This window comes from Pedobacter sp. ISL-64, from assembly GCF_018613605.1.
Lineage (GTDB): Bacteria > Bacteroidota > Bacteroidia > Sphingobacteriales > Sphingobacteriaceae > Pedobacter.
Genome location: NZ_JAGGPU010000031.1, coordinates 1 through 14,173, shown reverse-complemented (window position 1 = coordinate 14,173; position 14,173 = coordinate 1). Strand labels below are relative to the sequence as shown.

The window sequence follows — 14,173 nt, the reverse complement described above, 5'->3', positions numbered from 1 at the left end:
ACCTGCAGCTCCTGTATCGCCTTTATCTCCTTTTAGACCACTGATATTGGTCCATTCTCCTGTTTCGGGGTTATAAATCCAGGTACCACTGTCATTTTTAACAATGGTAACTCCTGTTACAATACCCCGAGGTGCCCCTGTTTCTCCAGGGTGGTTTTCAATTTTAATCGTTCCTGTATTCCCTTTAACAAAAACCCATTTTGAACCATCATTGTAATAAATACCAGGAACAACATCAGCATTTTTGGCTATATTGTATACCATCATACCAGCTATGTGCATAGAAAGCGGTAAAGGATTTGTACTTTCAATTAAGGCAACCCTTGCATGCAAAAGGCCCTTATTGTTACTTTCCAGTTCTAATAAAGCATCCTTGCTGGCCAAATTTCCGTTCGAAATTGTTCCATCTTTTATCTTCTGCTGGGCATTAACCGACAATGTAGCAAGCATAAAAGAGAAACCTAATAGTAATCTTTTTTTCATTGATAGAATAATTTAGATGTATGATAAATTAGCGTTCACTGTATAATGCAACGCATACAACAGGAAAATTTAGTAGTGATGTTTTTCATTTGATAGCGTAGGGTCCTTTTAGCTTTTGTAATTATGTTTCTAACAAAAATGCGCTCAGTGTAACTTAAAGTGTATGAAAAAAAAATACGCAAATCTACTGCAAATCAAACAACTAGCTGATAATCAATTTTTTACGAACAGTTTGAAATGATATAGGCACATATCTTCTGAAGAAGAGATATTGAATTTTTCCTTAACCGGTACTTTTAAATTCTATAGAGCGAACACTCATATTGGCATACCTAGCTATTTCCTTTGTATTAAAATTCATAAAGTAAGCACAAAATTCTAGATCAGAATAATTGAGATTTGGGAATCTCGCTAGCATTTTCTCTTTGAAACTTGGATTTACCTCATTAAGTTTACTATAAAACGCAGGGTCCCTAGCCTTTGCCAGCTCATGTAAAAGTCCCCAAAGTACTATTTCTGATCGTTCTTTAATTTCTGGCTTTGAATTGGGTAATGTCTTTTCCTTTATGACTAGTTGACCCGGCCTCAGTTTATCTTTAAAGCTAAAAATACCAATATAGAAATAGAGATGGCACCCATTGCGATGTAACCAGTTAGCTTTCTAGATTTCCCTTGGTCATTAGTTAAAAGCTATTTCATCACTTCCTAACCTACTGCCAATAACATTCATCTCCAACTTGGCAATTTTATCATGATGTTTTAAAACATTCGATCCAAAGCATTCGTTCAGTCTCCGCATTTGGTAGCCGATCTAAAAGCATAGTGTCTCTCATTTTTGTTTTTTTGTTGTCCTTTACTAGGTAAAAGAAACAACAAAAGAGAGAGCTTAAGCGTAGTCGTTTTTCATATTTAGATAGAGAATTTTACAAGTTTTGATTTTATTTCCATCACTATTTAACTGATCGACTTTAAAACTGATGGAGAAATTTCGGATTCCTTCCATTTCCTGCTCATTTGCAAGAAATCTTTCATCCAACTTAAAGGTATCTACAACTAACCTCCAATGCTTATACTCTCCAAAACCAGCAATAGCTATTTTTGGATTAACAATCTGTAACCTGTTTCTCTGTTGTTAAAATTGCTAGAAAATTTTACATATTTAGATAAATGGCACTAGTTAAAAAAAACAGTGAACATCATAGAAAAAATCAATAATAATGTTTTCATTCGGTAGCATAATTCTTTTAGGTGTTTGTACCTGAGCATAATTAATTAGGCTTTTTTTTACAAAAATGCACTGAGCCTAACTTACTCGTACAGAAAAAATACCGCTAATCTACTGCAGCGGTACAGATGATTTGATAAACAAATATTTAGAATATTTAAATATCGTAAATAAAGAAAGGGGATGATCTATTTTAACGTGAATTATGGATCTTATTTTTACAATTATGCATTTACATTTGGCTAAGCCAAAGCAGAAATCCCCGTTCTACTATCCCCGGCCTAACAAATTTTTCGGCATTTACAGTCAAAGCCTTACCACTAACTTTAATAGAAAAATTTTCAGCCGGCAATTTTTGTTACTTTTTGTTGTCAAAAAGTAAAAAGCCCGTCTGGCCAAGACAAAAAAACATAGCGGAAAAGCATTAAAACCTATTTTTTTATGAAAAAAAAATAATTTTAAGACCCATAACTCACGTTATTTTAGATCATTTGATGGAATTCAGCTATTAAAAATGACGAGGTTGATATCTTTTGATGAAGAGATATTAAACTTTTTTCTGAGCCGGTATTTTCTGGACTCTACTGAGCGAACACTTATATTGGCAAATCTGGCTATTTCTTTAGTATCTAGGTTCATCCTGAGATAGGCACAAAATTCCAGGTCATTCAGACTTAAATCTGGAAATTTGGTAAGCATTTTTTCCTTGAAGGTTGGATAAAATTCATTAAATTTTATTAAAAATGCAGGATCTTTTGCTTTTGCAAGTTCCAACAGGAAACCTAAAGAATCTATCTCTGCTTGGCATTTAGTTTCTGAAATTGAATTGAGCAACGCATTCTTTTCCTTAATGATATTCTTTTGAGTTTTTCTATACATTCTAAATTTATAGAAACCTAATGTGGATACCAGAAGAATACTGACGACTATTACACCTATCAGATATCTCATCTTCTTCTTTTCATTATCGAAAGTTTGCTGTTCTTTTTCGCTTATGGATTTGACAACCACCGCTAAATTATTCTTTTTATTTATACTATCAGATAGTGTTTTATGTAAGTTAAGGTATTGATTAGCCTCTTTTTCATTATGGCTTGCTGTATATGCTTTTTGCAGCCTATTATAAACGTCTCTAAGTTCATAGGTTAAATTTAATTTTTTAAATGTGGCCACATTACTTTTTAAGAGTATAATTGCAGAATCACTTTTCTTATTCTTCCTGTAATAATAGGCCCAGCCAGAGTTTGTTGTAGCTATAGCATAGGGTTCTTTACTTTCATTTGCAAATTTCGTAGCGATTTCTAGGTAAAATTTTGCAGAATCATTTTTTTTTTCCTGGATAAATGAAACTGCTATGTTGTTGGCTATTACAGCTAAATTCATCCTTACTATTGGATCTTTTACTTTAAGCAATGCTTGATAGGCTCTTTTACGGTAGATATATGCCGAATCACGGAGTTTTAATTTACTAAGACATGTGCTAATTTCACTATTGGCTGCAGCATATAAATCATAATCTGATATAACTTCAGGCGTAAGCATCTTCCTAAAGCTTTCTATTGCTTTCTCATATAGTTTTTCCATCATGTACCGCTGACCGTAGACGAAATTGATATCGGCCATAAACTTTTCTGAGGTTTTTACAAAGTCTTCATTTTGTGCCTGCTTTAAGTAATCCTCTGCTTTACCAAAGTCGCCAGCTCTATTGTACGCATTAGCAATAGCGATACAAGTACTCGCTATTCCTTCAGAGTAAGAGATTTGTTTAGAATCTCTTATTATTTGTTGGGTTGTTTTAATAAATTCATTTAAACTACCGCTATTAATAAGGGTTTTATCAGCTTCGAATATCCTGGCATCAATTTCGTTATGGGCCACAGGTTTCTGAGCAAATGCACTATTAGTGAATAAGATGACAAATATTATCAAAGAGAGTTTAAACATAAGTTGAGCAACTAAATAAACCTTAAATTTTCACTTGACTTGACAAGTACTTACCAAGTTGAGTTTTGCAAAGGATAAACTAACTTGCATTTCCATTATTAATGGCAACATAACTTCTTGTTCATATCGGTTAGCGTTTGGGTAACCGTATGTCTCTTTTTTCTTTGCGATGCCTATTAGATGAAATGAGTACGCCTGCCATTTCATCTCAATGAAAGTTTTTTAGTAAGAAAAAAGGAGCCACAATAGAAAAGTAAATTTGAATCACTTTTTATCGTTTTGTAATCAATCATAAAACAGTTTTCAATCCGCATAACACCACCTTCCAATACCATAATAAGGTATTTCCTGATCATCTTTTTCCCCTTGGTCATATTTTTTATTAGAAGCTGTGATCACCAAATAATGATTTTCATACTATATAGCTATACGTACCAAAAATCAATAGATACCCTACAAAAACTCCATGACTAATTACAATTAACTGATATACAGAAAATTAAAATCAAGCTAGATAGTGAGAAATTAAAATGAGCAGGTACAAATCCATACTTAGCCCTGATCGGATGATTTTTAAAGATTTAGACATCTTTTTCTCAACAGTTTTTTCAGAAATATTTAATTTAATAGCAATTTGTCTATAAACTAACCCATCTTGTCTGCTCATTAAAAAAATTTCTCTGCAATCAGATGGGAGTTGGTTAATTATTCCTTCTATTAATTGTTGCCGCTCCTTAAATAAGGTTGGATTTTCTGTAATTATTTCTGTTGTAATATTAGCCAATCGTATGTAAAAATGACGATCAGTTTTTTGGGCGCGAATGGCCTTTAACACGGTAAATCTTCAAACAGAAAGTAATCCATACTGACAAAACAAATTCAAACAAACCCTTGCCATCAACACACTTGGACTTCTCAAAACTTGATATAAGGAACCAGAAAAGTATCGAAAAAACTGGAGCGCTTTGGTAATTTCCCAAACGGCGGCTCTGCTCAGCAATAAACCCACCGTTACCCCGTAAATCTTCAGGCCTCATTTTACTAATATTTTTAGCAAAAAATAAATCCTTTATCCCACTATTCAAAATCTTTTTCTACACCTTGTGCGCATAAGCGCCGCCCGTCTGCTGCGCAGCAGCAGCGGGCGACCCGCGGTTTTCGTGAGCTAAAAAAAACGGTCAGCCCCAAGGCCGACCGCTATCAAAAATTAAATCCTCCTAATTCAATGCATCCGCTCCCATCTTTGCAAATGCCGTGCAGAGATCAAAAGCCGTTTGGTTATGCTTCAAACCCGTGCCGTACATAATGGATTTAAATTTGCTTTCATCATCCTTGTAGTTCCTCAGATTCTGGTGGTATCCCGTAACGGCATTATAAGCCCCGAACAAAGTACCTTTCGTAGTTTCCATCTGCTGTGTGGTACTTGCCGAGGCATACTCCATAACCTGCTCCACCATGTTTTGATAAAGGGTAGAAAGTCCGTCCTCCTTACCTTTCCGTACTGCCTCCAGGGTCTCACGGTTTGGTGCAACAGCGACCTGTATCAACTGCTTTAGGTATTTATCGGTAATTTTTACCCTGCTCCAACGGTTAAATACTTCTTCCATCTCATTTGCCAATAGATTGGAAATCCCCAAAAGTTTATGGGCCTCCCTTAACCTGTCCACCGCTCCCGCGGTATGCTTGATGCGCACAAAGTTTGTTAGATTCTTCATCGCAGCATTTAAGGTATTTTGGCAGCATATACGGATAGGCGTAAAGGCAGCGGTAATACTTCCGCTCCCATCATGGGTGGTTGAAAGAAAAAGGTATTTTTCTATACAGTCGTTCCGCCCCACACGGATATAATCGGGCAGTTTAGCCGTGATAAACGTACGTTCACCTTTGCCAAGACAGCCGGCAGTTTCATATTTTATACCATCCCCACCGCCAACAATCGCATCAAAAAAAGCAAAGGCATCAACATTCTGTACAATCCTGTAATCCCTCCCTACAACGCCCAAAACTTCCTGCGTGTCCGCTCGGACAGTTGCAAAACTATCCGGCACAAAAATACCTTCATTCCCACCGCCCAGGTAAACCGTATCGGAAAAATCAAGCAGGTCCATAGCCAAAGCATTGGGCGTAAACAAAGGCCGTTTTTCGACCGTAAAATCAAGCCCTGCAAATTTTATCGCCTCGGAACTAGTCGGATAGTCCTCCACAATTGTACCCAGCCCATGCCAGGCCTTTTCCCGAACACTAAAAAAGCTGTGCTTTCCCGTGTTTTTATTATAATTAATCTGATGTGCCATTTTCTTTTGGTTTTGGTTCAACATTGGTGATCATCGAAAGACTGACTTTGAAAAATCCCACGTTCTTCGTATTGGTCAGCAAACAGCTTCCGTGCGCTAAAATCTCCTTCAAGGTATCTTCAATATTTTCGTGCGTCGTGCTGACCGCAGCCCGCAGTACGATAAAAACATATTCCATTTTCATAGTATCTTCTATTAAAATCTGAAAAATTGTTGCCCCCCGAAAAACGGGGGCAACAACAATTAAGCAGGGACAACCATTTCGCCCTCGATCTCCGAAAGCCTGCCCACACAAAGCGTTCTAACACGCTCGGCAACCTCTTTGATGATAAAAGGATTTTTGGTCTTGAATTCGTTCCCCTTGTCATCCTCAATCACCAGTTCACAGCGTTGGTACTGCCCGATACCCGTTTCCTCCGCATCCTCCAACTGTTTCACCTCGAACTCCTCCAAAGTGGTGATCGTCTCAACCAGTTTATCCCTTTGGATCTTTTTGCGGTGCAGGCTCTCCACCATTTTTAAAACCTGCTCCAAATTCATCGCAGGCTTTTGCTCCGCCAACTGTTCTCTAATTTCCGTTTTTGTTGGCTCATGTTTCCCCGCCCCGTCTTTTACTTCTTCCCTTTTAACTTCCCCATTAACAGCACCGTTAATTTCCTTATCATCCTTTTTCGCTTCCGCTCCTTTTCCATTGCTCCCGTCCTGGGCAATGTTTACATCAGTACCAAGCGCTTTTGGTGTATTTGCTAACTGACCGTTTGATTTTCCGTTTTCAATTAAATTCGTTTTCATGATTTTTTGATTTAAATAATTGTTTAAAATAATCCCTATAACATCCCCGATCGGGGCAATTGCTTTAAGCCGTGGCGCATCCTGCGCCATGCGGGGCCTTGGGGCTGTGGGTGGGCTTCTACCGTTTGAATTTTCCATGGGCTAATAATTTATGTCAGTCGGCTGGAGCCTCCTGTCCTTTTGATAAGCCCCTCACCTGATTACGATCCTGTTTTCAAGACAAGGCTCTGCCGAAAAAAAAACCTCGTGAGCGCAAGCTCACAGGGAAGATTTTTTTCGCGCAGACCCCGCAGGGGCCTGGCCTTGACGGAAACAGGATTGTTCAGAAATTTGCTTCTCCAAAAGGGCAGAGTGGTACCCACGATCACCTCAGAAAAGATTACCCATAAAAAAAGAAAGCAGAAAAGATCAGCTACCGCTCACGGTGCAGGGAATTATCTATTGTGCCGATGCCCGCGGAAATATTGGGCGGAACATCCGACCGGAAAAAACCATAGGCCCTGCGGCCCAGTTCGAAAGCAGCAATAATGGAAGAGGATTTTGCCATGCCCATGCCCGGAAAACGGCAGAGTGCCGCATGTTCCAGACTGCCCAGCTTAGAAAGGTCATAGCCCACATCTTTCAGGATATTCCGGCCAAGCGATACCGCTGATTCATCTGGCGTACCCGAACCGATCAGCATGGCCAACAGTTCCTCGTCCCGCATCGCTTCAGTATCAAGTTCCACCATTCTTTCCCTTGGCCGTAGCTCATCAGGCCAGCTTTTGATTGAAGTATCCCCATCTTTCCTTTTCTTAAGATCCTTCACATGGATATGTTCACCTGAATAGGCCGCAGAACGGAAAAGGGAAGCAAAGGCGGAAATCATGAATTCAAATTCTTCCTGAAAAATGTTAACCCTGTTACGGACGTAAGAGCCGTCCTGCTGTTCATCGCTTCTGGTGATGCTGATATAATTGGTATCGTTTTTGGCTAGCATGAAATCCAAAAAGAAATGCCTGCCCTTAGACGAGAAAGATTCGGTTGCAATAATTCTATTTTTCATCTGTATATAATCTGTTTTTCAATTGTGATGAAGCTATCAGATTTTTTCATACCACAGTGTGTTATGAAAAATCATGATGGTTTCATGGTGTTATATCATTGGTTACACCACAAATCTCAGCAAGCCAATAACAAACAGTCGGTACAAAAATGAAATTACCCGGTCGCAGACCGCATTATCCGATCTATAAAACAATTAAGGAGTAAAACCGTTTATCTATCAATTAACCAAACACTTAATGAACTACGATCAAGACCGCTCAGAAGAGCAAACCTGCATGGAATGCGGAAGGGAATTATTCGGCCGGACCGACAAACGCTTCTGCAACGACACCTGCAGGAACAGTTTCAACCGGAAGCTAAGGGCAGAAGAAAGATCAAGGGACAACGAAAACATTCCGGCCATCTTTAAACAGATCAGGGCCAATTATGAAATCTTAAAACAGTACCACCTGGAAAAACTGGAAGAAGGTACCACCATCCATATTACCAGACAGGAACTTTTAGGAAAAGGATTTGAGCCTAAATTCTGCACAAGCGTACAAAACAAAGGATACAACGAACTTTGGCTGTTCTGTTTTGAATTTGGCTATAAAAAAGAAGGTGAAAGGCATTTTGAGCTTTGTTATGACCCCATACAGGCGAAATAACTGCCAACTGGAATACAGTTGTTGCTAGCCCGTGTAAATGTCAAATTCCGTAATAGGCCAAACTTCAACCTCTCCCTTAAGTTTACCCATCTGGTAAAACATATAGATGATGCTGGTCAACTTCAACCCTGTTTCGATTACATGATAATCAGATTCAGCAATAATATCGGCCAGCTGCAACTGCGAGAAATGAAACTCCTGGTCTGCCGGAATGTAAAACAGGACGCTGTTGTTCTTGCCTTCAACAACCAACCAGTCCCTTTCCGCAAAGTACTCAGCAAGTAGCACAGCCCTTGCTTTAACATATTCACTTGACTCCTTTATTTCCATAAATACAAAATAGGAAAAAGTTTTTAACTAAAGAACAATCTGTCAAGTGACTTCACAAAGCCATCCGGGTGTCTAGTAAACTGCATGATGTTAGTAAATTGGCACATTTTGTAATTTGTCCAGGCTATATTCATACTTACTTTTGGAAATGAATGTTTTCGAAATTCTAAATACAAGGGAACTGTCTTTCTTGATATGGATAAGTTTATTGATCTGCTCGGTCTTATTTATACCCGTGATAAGACGGGAAATCGCTCCAATGATGAAAATTATGTTCCAACGCAATTTTCTGATCATATATCTCTTGGCTGGTATTTACACCTCGACAATAAGTATGACACTTTATGGAATTGGAACTTGGGACAGTAGCCTAATAAAAGATACTGTAGTATGGTTTTTGTTTGCCGCCTTTCCCATGATGTATGGATCCGCAAGGTCAAAGGATTTGGGCAAATATTTTACACACACTTTGAAATCACTGCTTACTGTTACTGTTGTATTGGAATTTTTGATGGCATTGCATACTTTTTCTTTTTGGATAGAGCTACTGATTGTTCCTTTCTCATTATTTCTGGTTGCATTGACCACCTTTGCAAAACAAAAACCTGAATATCATAGGGTACAGCTACTGTTAGAATGGTTTGGTATTATATTGGGAATGGCGATGGTGATAGCAGAGTTTAGCTACGTGATAGACCACTTCAATGAATTCGCAAGGGTGGCTTATCTTAAACAGTTCTTTTTGCCGATTGAACTGTCAATAATGTTCATCCCCTTTTTATATGGACTGGTAACCTATATGCGTTTCCAGGAAACTTTCGTAGTACTTTCTCTGCGTTTTCGGGATAATCCCCATCTTGCCTACACAAAGGGTTTGATATTATGGGAATTTTACAATAACCTTAAAGGTCTACAGCGGTGGAGGCAGTATATCTTCAGGATCCACCCAAAAACAAAAGCAGAGATCAGAAACTCCATCAAAGAAATCCAACAATTACAGCGCACAGAAAAAAATCCTCCAATTATTTCGCTGAGCGATGGTTGGTCTCCATATCTGGCAAAAGATTTCCTTAAAAACATCGGCCTTCATACCGATCATTACATGCATTATTACGATGACGAATGGGGCGTGACCTCAAACAACCTTCACCTCAGTGAAGATTTATTGGCAAACGATGTGAACTATACCATCAATGGAAACCGGCAAGCAGCCACACTTTTAAAACTTAGGCTTATTGTTTTTAACCTGAACAAGAAGGCAAATGCCCATGAACAGTTTCTTTATTATGTAAATTGTCTATGGACGAAAATATTTAGCGAAATGGTTACTGAAGATATCGAAATGGCCATATTAGATTCCAAAAACTTCAAATATGTTAAAATGGGCTATACTATCCAAGTAGAGTTTGAATCTTTTAACACCTCATTAAAAGGATATGAACTTGAATTTAAAATCATTCATCCGAAGCATAAGGTATCTGAATAAAATACCTTTAATGGGAACTAATTTGAATAGGAATACACAGCAGCATTTTTCTCTGTTCTGCTCTTTCTTATCTGTTTCTATTGGCTTATCACTTTACTTTCTTCAACTTGGTATATTATAAAGAAAATAGGGCATACTCCTGCGAACATGCCCCATCAACATTAAACACCCAATTCTATCCCCTTTGCCTTACCCCTCTCTTTTCCATTGACCTTTGAAAGCGGAGGTTCCAATTTTTTCTCAAACTGTTCCCTTTTCTCCGTGTGGCCTTTCTCATCGAAGAAATTGATCCTATTAAAACGTACCGCAGGCTCAATCAGCATTTTCACCTCTTTCCCATCCTTTTCAACTGTAATGAGTGCCCGGTTTCCATTACGCATACTTTCTTCAATCTTCACCATCTTTTGGCTATCTGACAGTTCCTTGATCTTGTATTCATTCAAAGAAGCCTTAAGATCAAAGCCATAACCAGGATCATTATATTTGCGGATAACCAAGTTTCCCATCCTATCCCTCGGCTTATCCTTATCCAGTGTTACCCAGGCTTTATAGGTTACCCCATTAGCGGAAAGTAGGTTATCGCGGTGCACCGCCCGCCCCTGCACCAGATTCTTCGCCTGTTCAGCCGTAAAACCCTCACCACGGTCTACCCAGAAAGTCTGCTTCACCTCGGGCGCATAAAAAGTCTGACGGAAATCCTTATCCACGAACTTCATCTCTTTACTCTCCCGCAGGGCAATGGTTGTATTATATTCAAGGGATTTCCCAACGACCAGATTAGCATTTACCTCTAATTTTTTAAAGGCATCAATACCGTCCCTAAGATCAATGAATTCCTTTGCCAGGTTCTTTCCACCTTTTTGCTCCGGCCCAGTAATGATCCAGCATTTCTGCCCTTCTTCCAGACCTTTGCCACTGGACAATGATACCTCGTACTTGTTCAGGTAATAATAATCCGATTGGGTCGACTGCTTGAAATGGAGTTTCATATCCACCTGCTCCCTGTCGCCGGGCACCCTGTCCTTTAACACAAAATACGGCAGGTCACTGGCCATCTTTTCTTCCATCAGTTTGCTCAGCTTTTCAGAAAAGCCAAGTTTTGCCATCTCCTGCTGGAGGTTCTGAAGATTGTTTAAATTCATAACGATTGGTTTTTATTAAAATAAATAATTATTAAAAATCAGTTCCATTTAATACCGGTTGATCCTGAGCAGTACCGGATCGCGGTCCTTCAACTTCACACGGATACGCTTGGCCCGCTTCCCGATCAGGCTTTTAGCCGCATCAATTCCCGCCCCAGCTGCCTGTATGCCCAGTGACTGATCCATCGAAAGAAACTGCATCGACTGCACCGCATTACTCACCCCGTTCCCCGCTGTTTCCCCCAGCACCGCTTCTGGTGCATCGATACCGATTATGCCATCCAGCGAAAATACCGAAAGCTGAACCGGAACAATAGAACTGCCCAGCCTGACATTGGTAATATCCAAGAGTAACCTTTGGTTCACGATCGTACAGGAACCAAAAAGCAACTGGTCTTTTGGTAACAACATCCCGTTAAGGCTCACGGTATCAAGCAGGCGCAGTTTGACCAGTCCGCCCTGTATCACCTTTTGCCTTCCTTCAACCACCGCTGGTACCGCCCGAAAAGCACTGTCCTTTTTAGCCAGTTCCGTTTTCCGCGCCAGCATCTTTTCCTGCATGAGCCCAGGATTCTGTACCGCAATTATTTTATCCATCATTTCACTCAACTGGTCCATTTCCTTATCCTCTCTTTTTCCCTGCTGTATGGTCTGCATCAGTTTTTCCAGCCTGTCCACATCTCCTTTAGTATCATTATCCCCTGAAGAAGAAAATCCAACAGGTGCAGGAACATATCCAGCCCGGACTGCAACAGGGGCATTGATTTGCTGATCGATACTTTTCAGGCGTTCACGGATCGCACCAATCTGTGCATCCTCCACCGGAGCTTTCAAACTCATCTGTAGACCGGATAGCCTATCATGTTTCCCAGCAGTATCCATCGGGGTAATACTGTAAATGCTCATTTTATCCCCGGGCACATCTTTTTTCAGCACCGCATCGGGCAGGCTGGCATTAATGCCCTTCTTAGTTTTCTGTGCCAGCTCATTTTTAGCCAGGCTATCCTTGACGACCAGCCATAACCCGATCGAGCACACCGCCACTACAGCGACCAACATCAGCAAAGCCCTCTGCTTAAACTTTTTCTTTTCCGCTTCGCTTTTACCCGAAGTATCAAACAGCCTTTTCAGGCCTATCTTTCCTTTTTCCATAATAAAATTTTATTGATTGTGTATTTGATTAATTGAGGCTGGTGATGACCAGCGAAATGAAGTAAGCAGCCAGTATCCCGCAAAAGACATACAGCAAAACTTTAAGCCTAGCGGCTCCCAGAAAAGCAAGCCTTCGGTTTAACCGATCCGCAATCCTCCTGTGAAACCTGATCACCCTGTCCGAAAAAACATTGACCGACCGAAGCTGTTCGGCTGAAAGCCTGCGCTCTTTTCCCTTTCCCCCTTTCATGGCCGAACTATCTGCGTACTGTCCGCGTTATCCACCGTTTCCCATCGCTGGATCAAAAACCCGTGCGCATTATTGTCGCTGCGCGATACATTGCGTACAGCCCCCTGCGTAACCAGCTTCCTAAGCACCGTTGAACTCGAGCGGATCAGTTTCTGCGTAGCATAACACCGGAACAGAAAGGGATATACATCCAGGTTCAGCTGCGTACTGTCGACCGTAATTTCCTGCGAGATATTCGCCGAGATCAGATTGTTGTAAAACCCCCGCTCTTTCAGGTTCTCATAAGCCTTACGTCCGCTTTCATCGGCCAGGTTTAGTGCCTTTGCAATATTCGTCTGAATCACCTTTTCATCGGGATCGAGCGTAAAAAACCAGTAATGAAACATTTTGATGTGGTCGCGGAGCTCTACAGCAACATTGTCCTTGCGGTCCGAAGCAAATACCTCGATTGCTTTTCCACCCGCCAAAACATAGATTTTGCCCTGCGATTCCCTTACCCAGGAAAAGCTTTTCCAGATCACCAACCCTGAAAGCAACGCGCAGCAGATCAGGAAGCCGATACTGAAGCGTTTGATATGGCTAAAAGCCGTATCGATATTTTTGAACTGTGTAAACATAAAATCCTATTTAAATTAATCCCTTATTTGCCACTGATCCGGTCTTTCTGGTGGCTGCTTCCTGCATCCCCGTCCGGGAAATAATCGTTGCCACCTGAGGCAGCCATACCTTGGCTCATCTTGCTATAAGCATCGCCCATGGCATCAGCCGCCATACCCATACCTGCCCCGCCATAGCTCATTGCCCTACCCCCAGTGCCCGCAACGATCATGTTCATTTTCTGCACCATTGCATTTCCTCCACCTGCATTGACTATGAAATTCGCGACCGTCGGCACCGAGAAATAACCCACAATGCCGATAACGAGAAAGATGAGGTAAGCGGTATCGGTCGAAGAAAAAAAGGTATCGCCCTGCTGGTCGATCTGCGAGATATCGAGCTTGATCATCTGTTCCTGGATCTTGTTCAGGATGCTCCCAAAGATGTTCGCCACGGGCAGCCACAAAAAGATATTGATGTAGCGGGCCAGCCAGACGGTGAGGGTATGCTGAAAACCGTCAAAGACCGCAAAGCCCAGCACCAATGGCCCCAATACCGCCAAAATGATGAGAAAGAAGGTCCGCAGGGTATTGATACAGAGCGAAGCTGCTGCATAAACCAGCTCCAAAACCTCCTTCATCCACTGTTTGATGTTGTTGCGGAAAACATAACCCTGCTTTTCCATATAAAAGGTCATGTCGTTGGCCAGCCCATCCAGAAAAGTTTCCCCGCTCCCGTCGGGATCCTTAGGATGCGAATAACGGTAGGATAAGAACCCAGCGCC

13 protein-coding genes and 1 pseudogene are annotated in these 14,173 nt (G+C 40.7%); 2 read left to right on the top strand and 12 right to left on the bottom strand.

Annotation, left to right across the window (positions count from 1 at the left end):
• The 7 genes from J7E57_RS25875 to J7E57_RS25845 all read right to left on the bottom strand — a co-directional run.
• The coding region (locus tag J7E57_RS25875) for a hypothetical protein (protein WP_215132468.1) at positions 1-483 on the bottom strand (483 nt) is incomplete at its 3' end.
• Positions 484-2,209: 1,726 nt separating this feature from the next.
• Entirely contained in the window at positions 2,210-3,652 is a 1,443-nt protein-coding gene (locus tag J7E57_RS25870) for a tetratricopeptide repeat protein (RefSeq protein ID WP_215132466.1), read from the bottom strand.
• A gap of 505 nt (positions 3,653-4,157) precedes the next feature.
• On the bottom strand, positions 4,158-4,487 hold the full coding sequence (locus J7E57_RS27330; protein ID WP_215132464.1) for a sigma factor-like helix-turn-helix DNA-binding protein: 330 nt from the start codon (positions 4,485-4,487) through the stop codon (positions 4,158-4,160).
• A gap of 382 nt (positions 4,488-4,869) precedes the next feature.
• Complete coding sequence (locus J7E57_RS25860) at positions 4,870-5,946, bottom strand: DUF932 domain-containing protein (RefSeq protein WP_215132463.1); 1,077 nt, start codon at positions 5,944-5,946, stop codon at positions 4,870-4,872.
• Positions 5,930-6,130 carry a hypothetical protein gene (locus J7E57_RS25855; RefSeq protein WP_215132462.1) on the bottom strand — a complete coding sequence of 67 codons (201 nt, stop codon included), beginning with the start codon at positions 6,128-6,130 and terminating at the stop codon, positions 5,930-5,932. Before J7E57_RS25855 ends, J7E57_RS25860 begins: the two co-directional genes overlap by 17 nt.
• A gap of 59 nt (positions 6,131-6,189) precedes the next feature.
• Positions 6,190-6,876, bottom strand: a complete 687-nt coding sequence (locus J7E57_RS25850) for a hypothetical protein (protein WP_215132461.1) — start codon at positions 6,874-6,876, stop codon at positions 6,190-6,192.
• A gap of 274 nt (positions 6,877-7,150) precedes the next feature.
• A complete protein-coding gene (locus tag J7E57_RS25845; RefSeq protein ID WP_215132459.1) occupies positions 7,151-7,783 on the bottom strand; it encodes a UPF0758 domain-containing protein in 633 nt (210 codons plus the stop codon).
• A 238-nt stretch (positions 7,784-8,021) separates the two neighbouring features.
• Between J7E57_RS25845 and J7E57_RS25840 the strand changes: the two genes are divergently transcribed.
• The gene (locus J7E57_RS25840) at positions 8,022-8,432 is read left to right on the top strand and encodes a hypothetical protein (protein WP_215132457.1); all 411 of its coding nucleotides are present in this window, start codon (positions 8,022-8,024) and stop codon (positions 8,430-8,432) included.
• 24 nt (positions 8,433-8,456) lie between these two features.
• Here J7E57_RS25840 and J7E57_RS25835 read toward each other — a convergent pair whose 3' ends face one another.
• Positions 8,457-8,762, bottom strand: a complete 306-nt coding sequence (locus J7E57_RS25835; protein ID WP_215132455.1) for a hypothetical protein — start codon at positions 8,760-8,762, stop codon at positions 8,457-8,459.
• 271 nt (positions 8,763-9,033) lie between these two features.
• On the opposite strand from J7E57_RS25835, the gene J7E57_RS25830 reads away from it, so the two are divergent.
• The gene (locus tag J7E57_RS25830; RefSeq protein WP_215132453.1) at positions 9,034-10,248 is read left to right on the top strand and encodes a hypothetical protein; all 1,215 of its coding nucleotides are present in this window, start codon (positions 9,034-9,036) and stop codon (positions 10,246-10,248) included.
• Between the two features lie 161 nt (positions 10,249-10,409).
• Here J7E57_RS25830 and J7E57_RS25825 read toward each other — a convergent pair whose 3' ends face one another.
• The 4 genes and pseudogenes from J7E57_RS25825 to J7E57_RS25810 all read right to left on the bottom strand — a co-directional run.
• Positions 10,410-11,390 carry a hypothetical protein gene (locus tag J7E57_RS25825; RefSeq protein WP_215132451.1) on the bottom strand — a complete coding sequence of 327 codons (981 nt, stop codon included), beginning with the start codon at positions 11,388-11,390 and terminating at the stop codon, positions 10,410-10,412.
• Between the two features lie 48 nt (positions 11,391-11,438).
• Positions 11,439-12,542 carry a conjugative transposon protein TraM gene (traM, locus tag J7E57_RS25820; protein ID WP_215132449.1) on the bottom strand — a complete coding sequence of 368 codons (1,104 nt, stop codon included), beginning with the start codon at positions 12,540-12,542 and terminating at the stop codon, positions 11,439-11,441.
• Positions 12,543-12,788: 246 nt separating this feature from the next.
• Positions 12,789-13,409 carry a conjugative transposon protein TraK gene (traK, locus tag J7E57_RS25815; protein WP_215132447.1) on the bottom strand — a complete coding sequence of 207 codons (621 nt, stop codon included), beginning with the start codon at positions 13,407-13,409 and terminating at the stop codon, positions 12,789-12,791.
• Positions 13,410-13,432: 23 nt separating this feature from the next.
• Positions 13,433-14,173: pseudogene (locus tag J7E57_RS25810) on the bottom strand (conjugative transposon protein TraJ); the annotation flags it as partial.

Coding starts and splice junctions, on each gene's coding strand:
- J7E57_RS25870 (WP_215132466.1), bottom strand. CDS start 3,652: ATGTTTAAACTCTCTTTGATAATATTTGTCATCTTATTCACTAATAGT.
- J7E57_RS25860 (WP_215132463.1), bottom strand. CDS start 5,946: ATGGCACATCAGATTAATTATAATAAAAACACGGGAAAGCACAGCTTT.
- J7E57_RS25855 (WP_215132462.1), bottom strand. CDS start 6,130: ATGAAAATGGAATATGTTTTTATCGTACTGCGGGCTGCGGTCAGCACG.
- J7E57_RS25850 (WP_215132461.1), bottom strand. CDS start 6,876: ATGGAAAATTCAAACGGTAGAAGCCCACCCACAGCCCCAAGGCCCCGC.
- J7E57_RS25845 (WP_215132459.1), bottom strand. CDS start 7,783: ATGAAAAATAGAATTATTGCAACCGAATCTTTCTCGTCTAAGGGCAGG.
- J7E57_RS25840 (WP_215132457.1), top strand. CDS start 8,022: ATGAACTACGATCAAGACCGCTCAGAAGAGCAAACCTGCATGGAATGC.
- J7E57_RS25835 (WP_215132455.1), bottom strand. CDS start 8,762: ATGGAAATAAAGGAGTCAAGTGAATATGTTAAAGCAAGGGCTGTGCTA.
- J7E57_RS25830 (WP_215132453.1), top strand. CDS start 9,034: ATGTTCCAACGCAATTTTCTGATCATATATCTCTTGGCTGGTATTTAC.
- J7E57_RS25825 (WP_215132451.1), bottom strand. CDS start 11,390: ATGAATTTAAACAATCTTCAGAACCTCCAGCAGGAGATGGCAAAACTT.
- traM (WP_215132449.1), bottom strand. CDS start 12,542: ATGGAAAAAGGAAAGATAGGCCTGAAAAGGCTGTTTGATACTTCGGGT.
- traK (WP_215132447.1), bottom strand. CDS start 13,409: ATGTTTACACAGTTCAAAAATATCGATACGGCTTTTAGCCATATCAAA.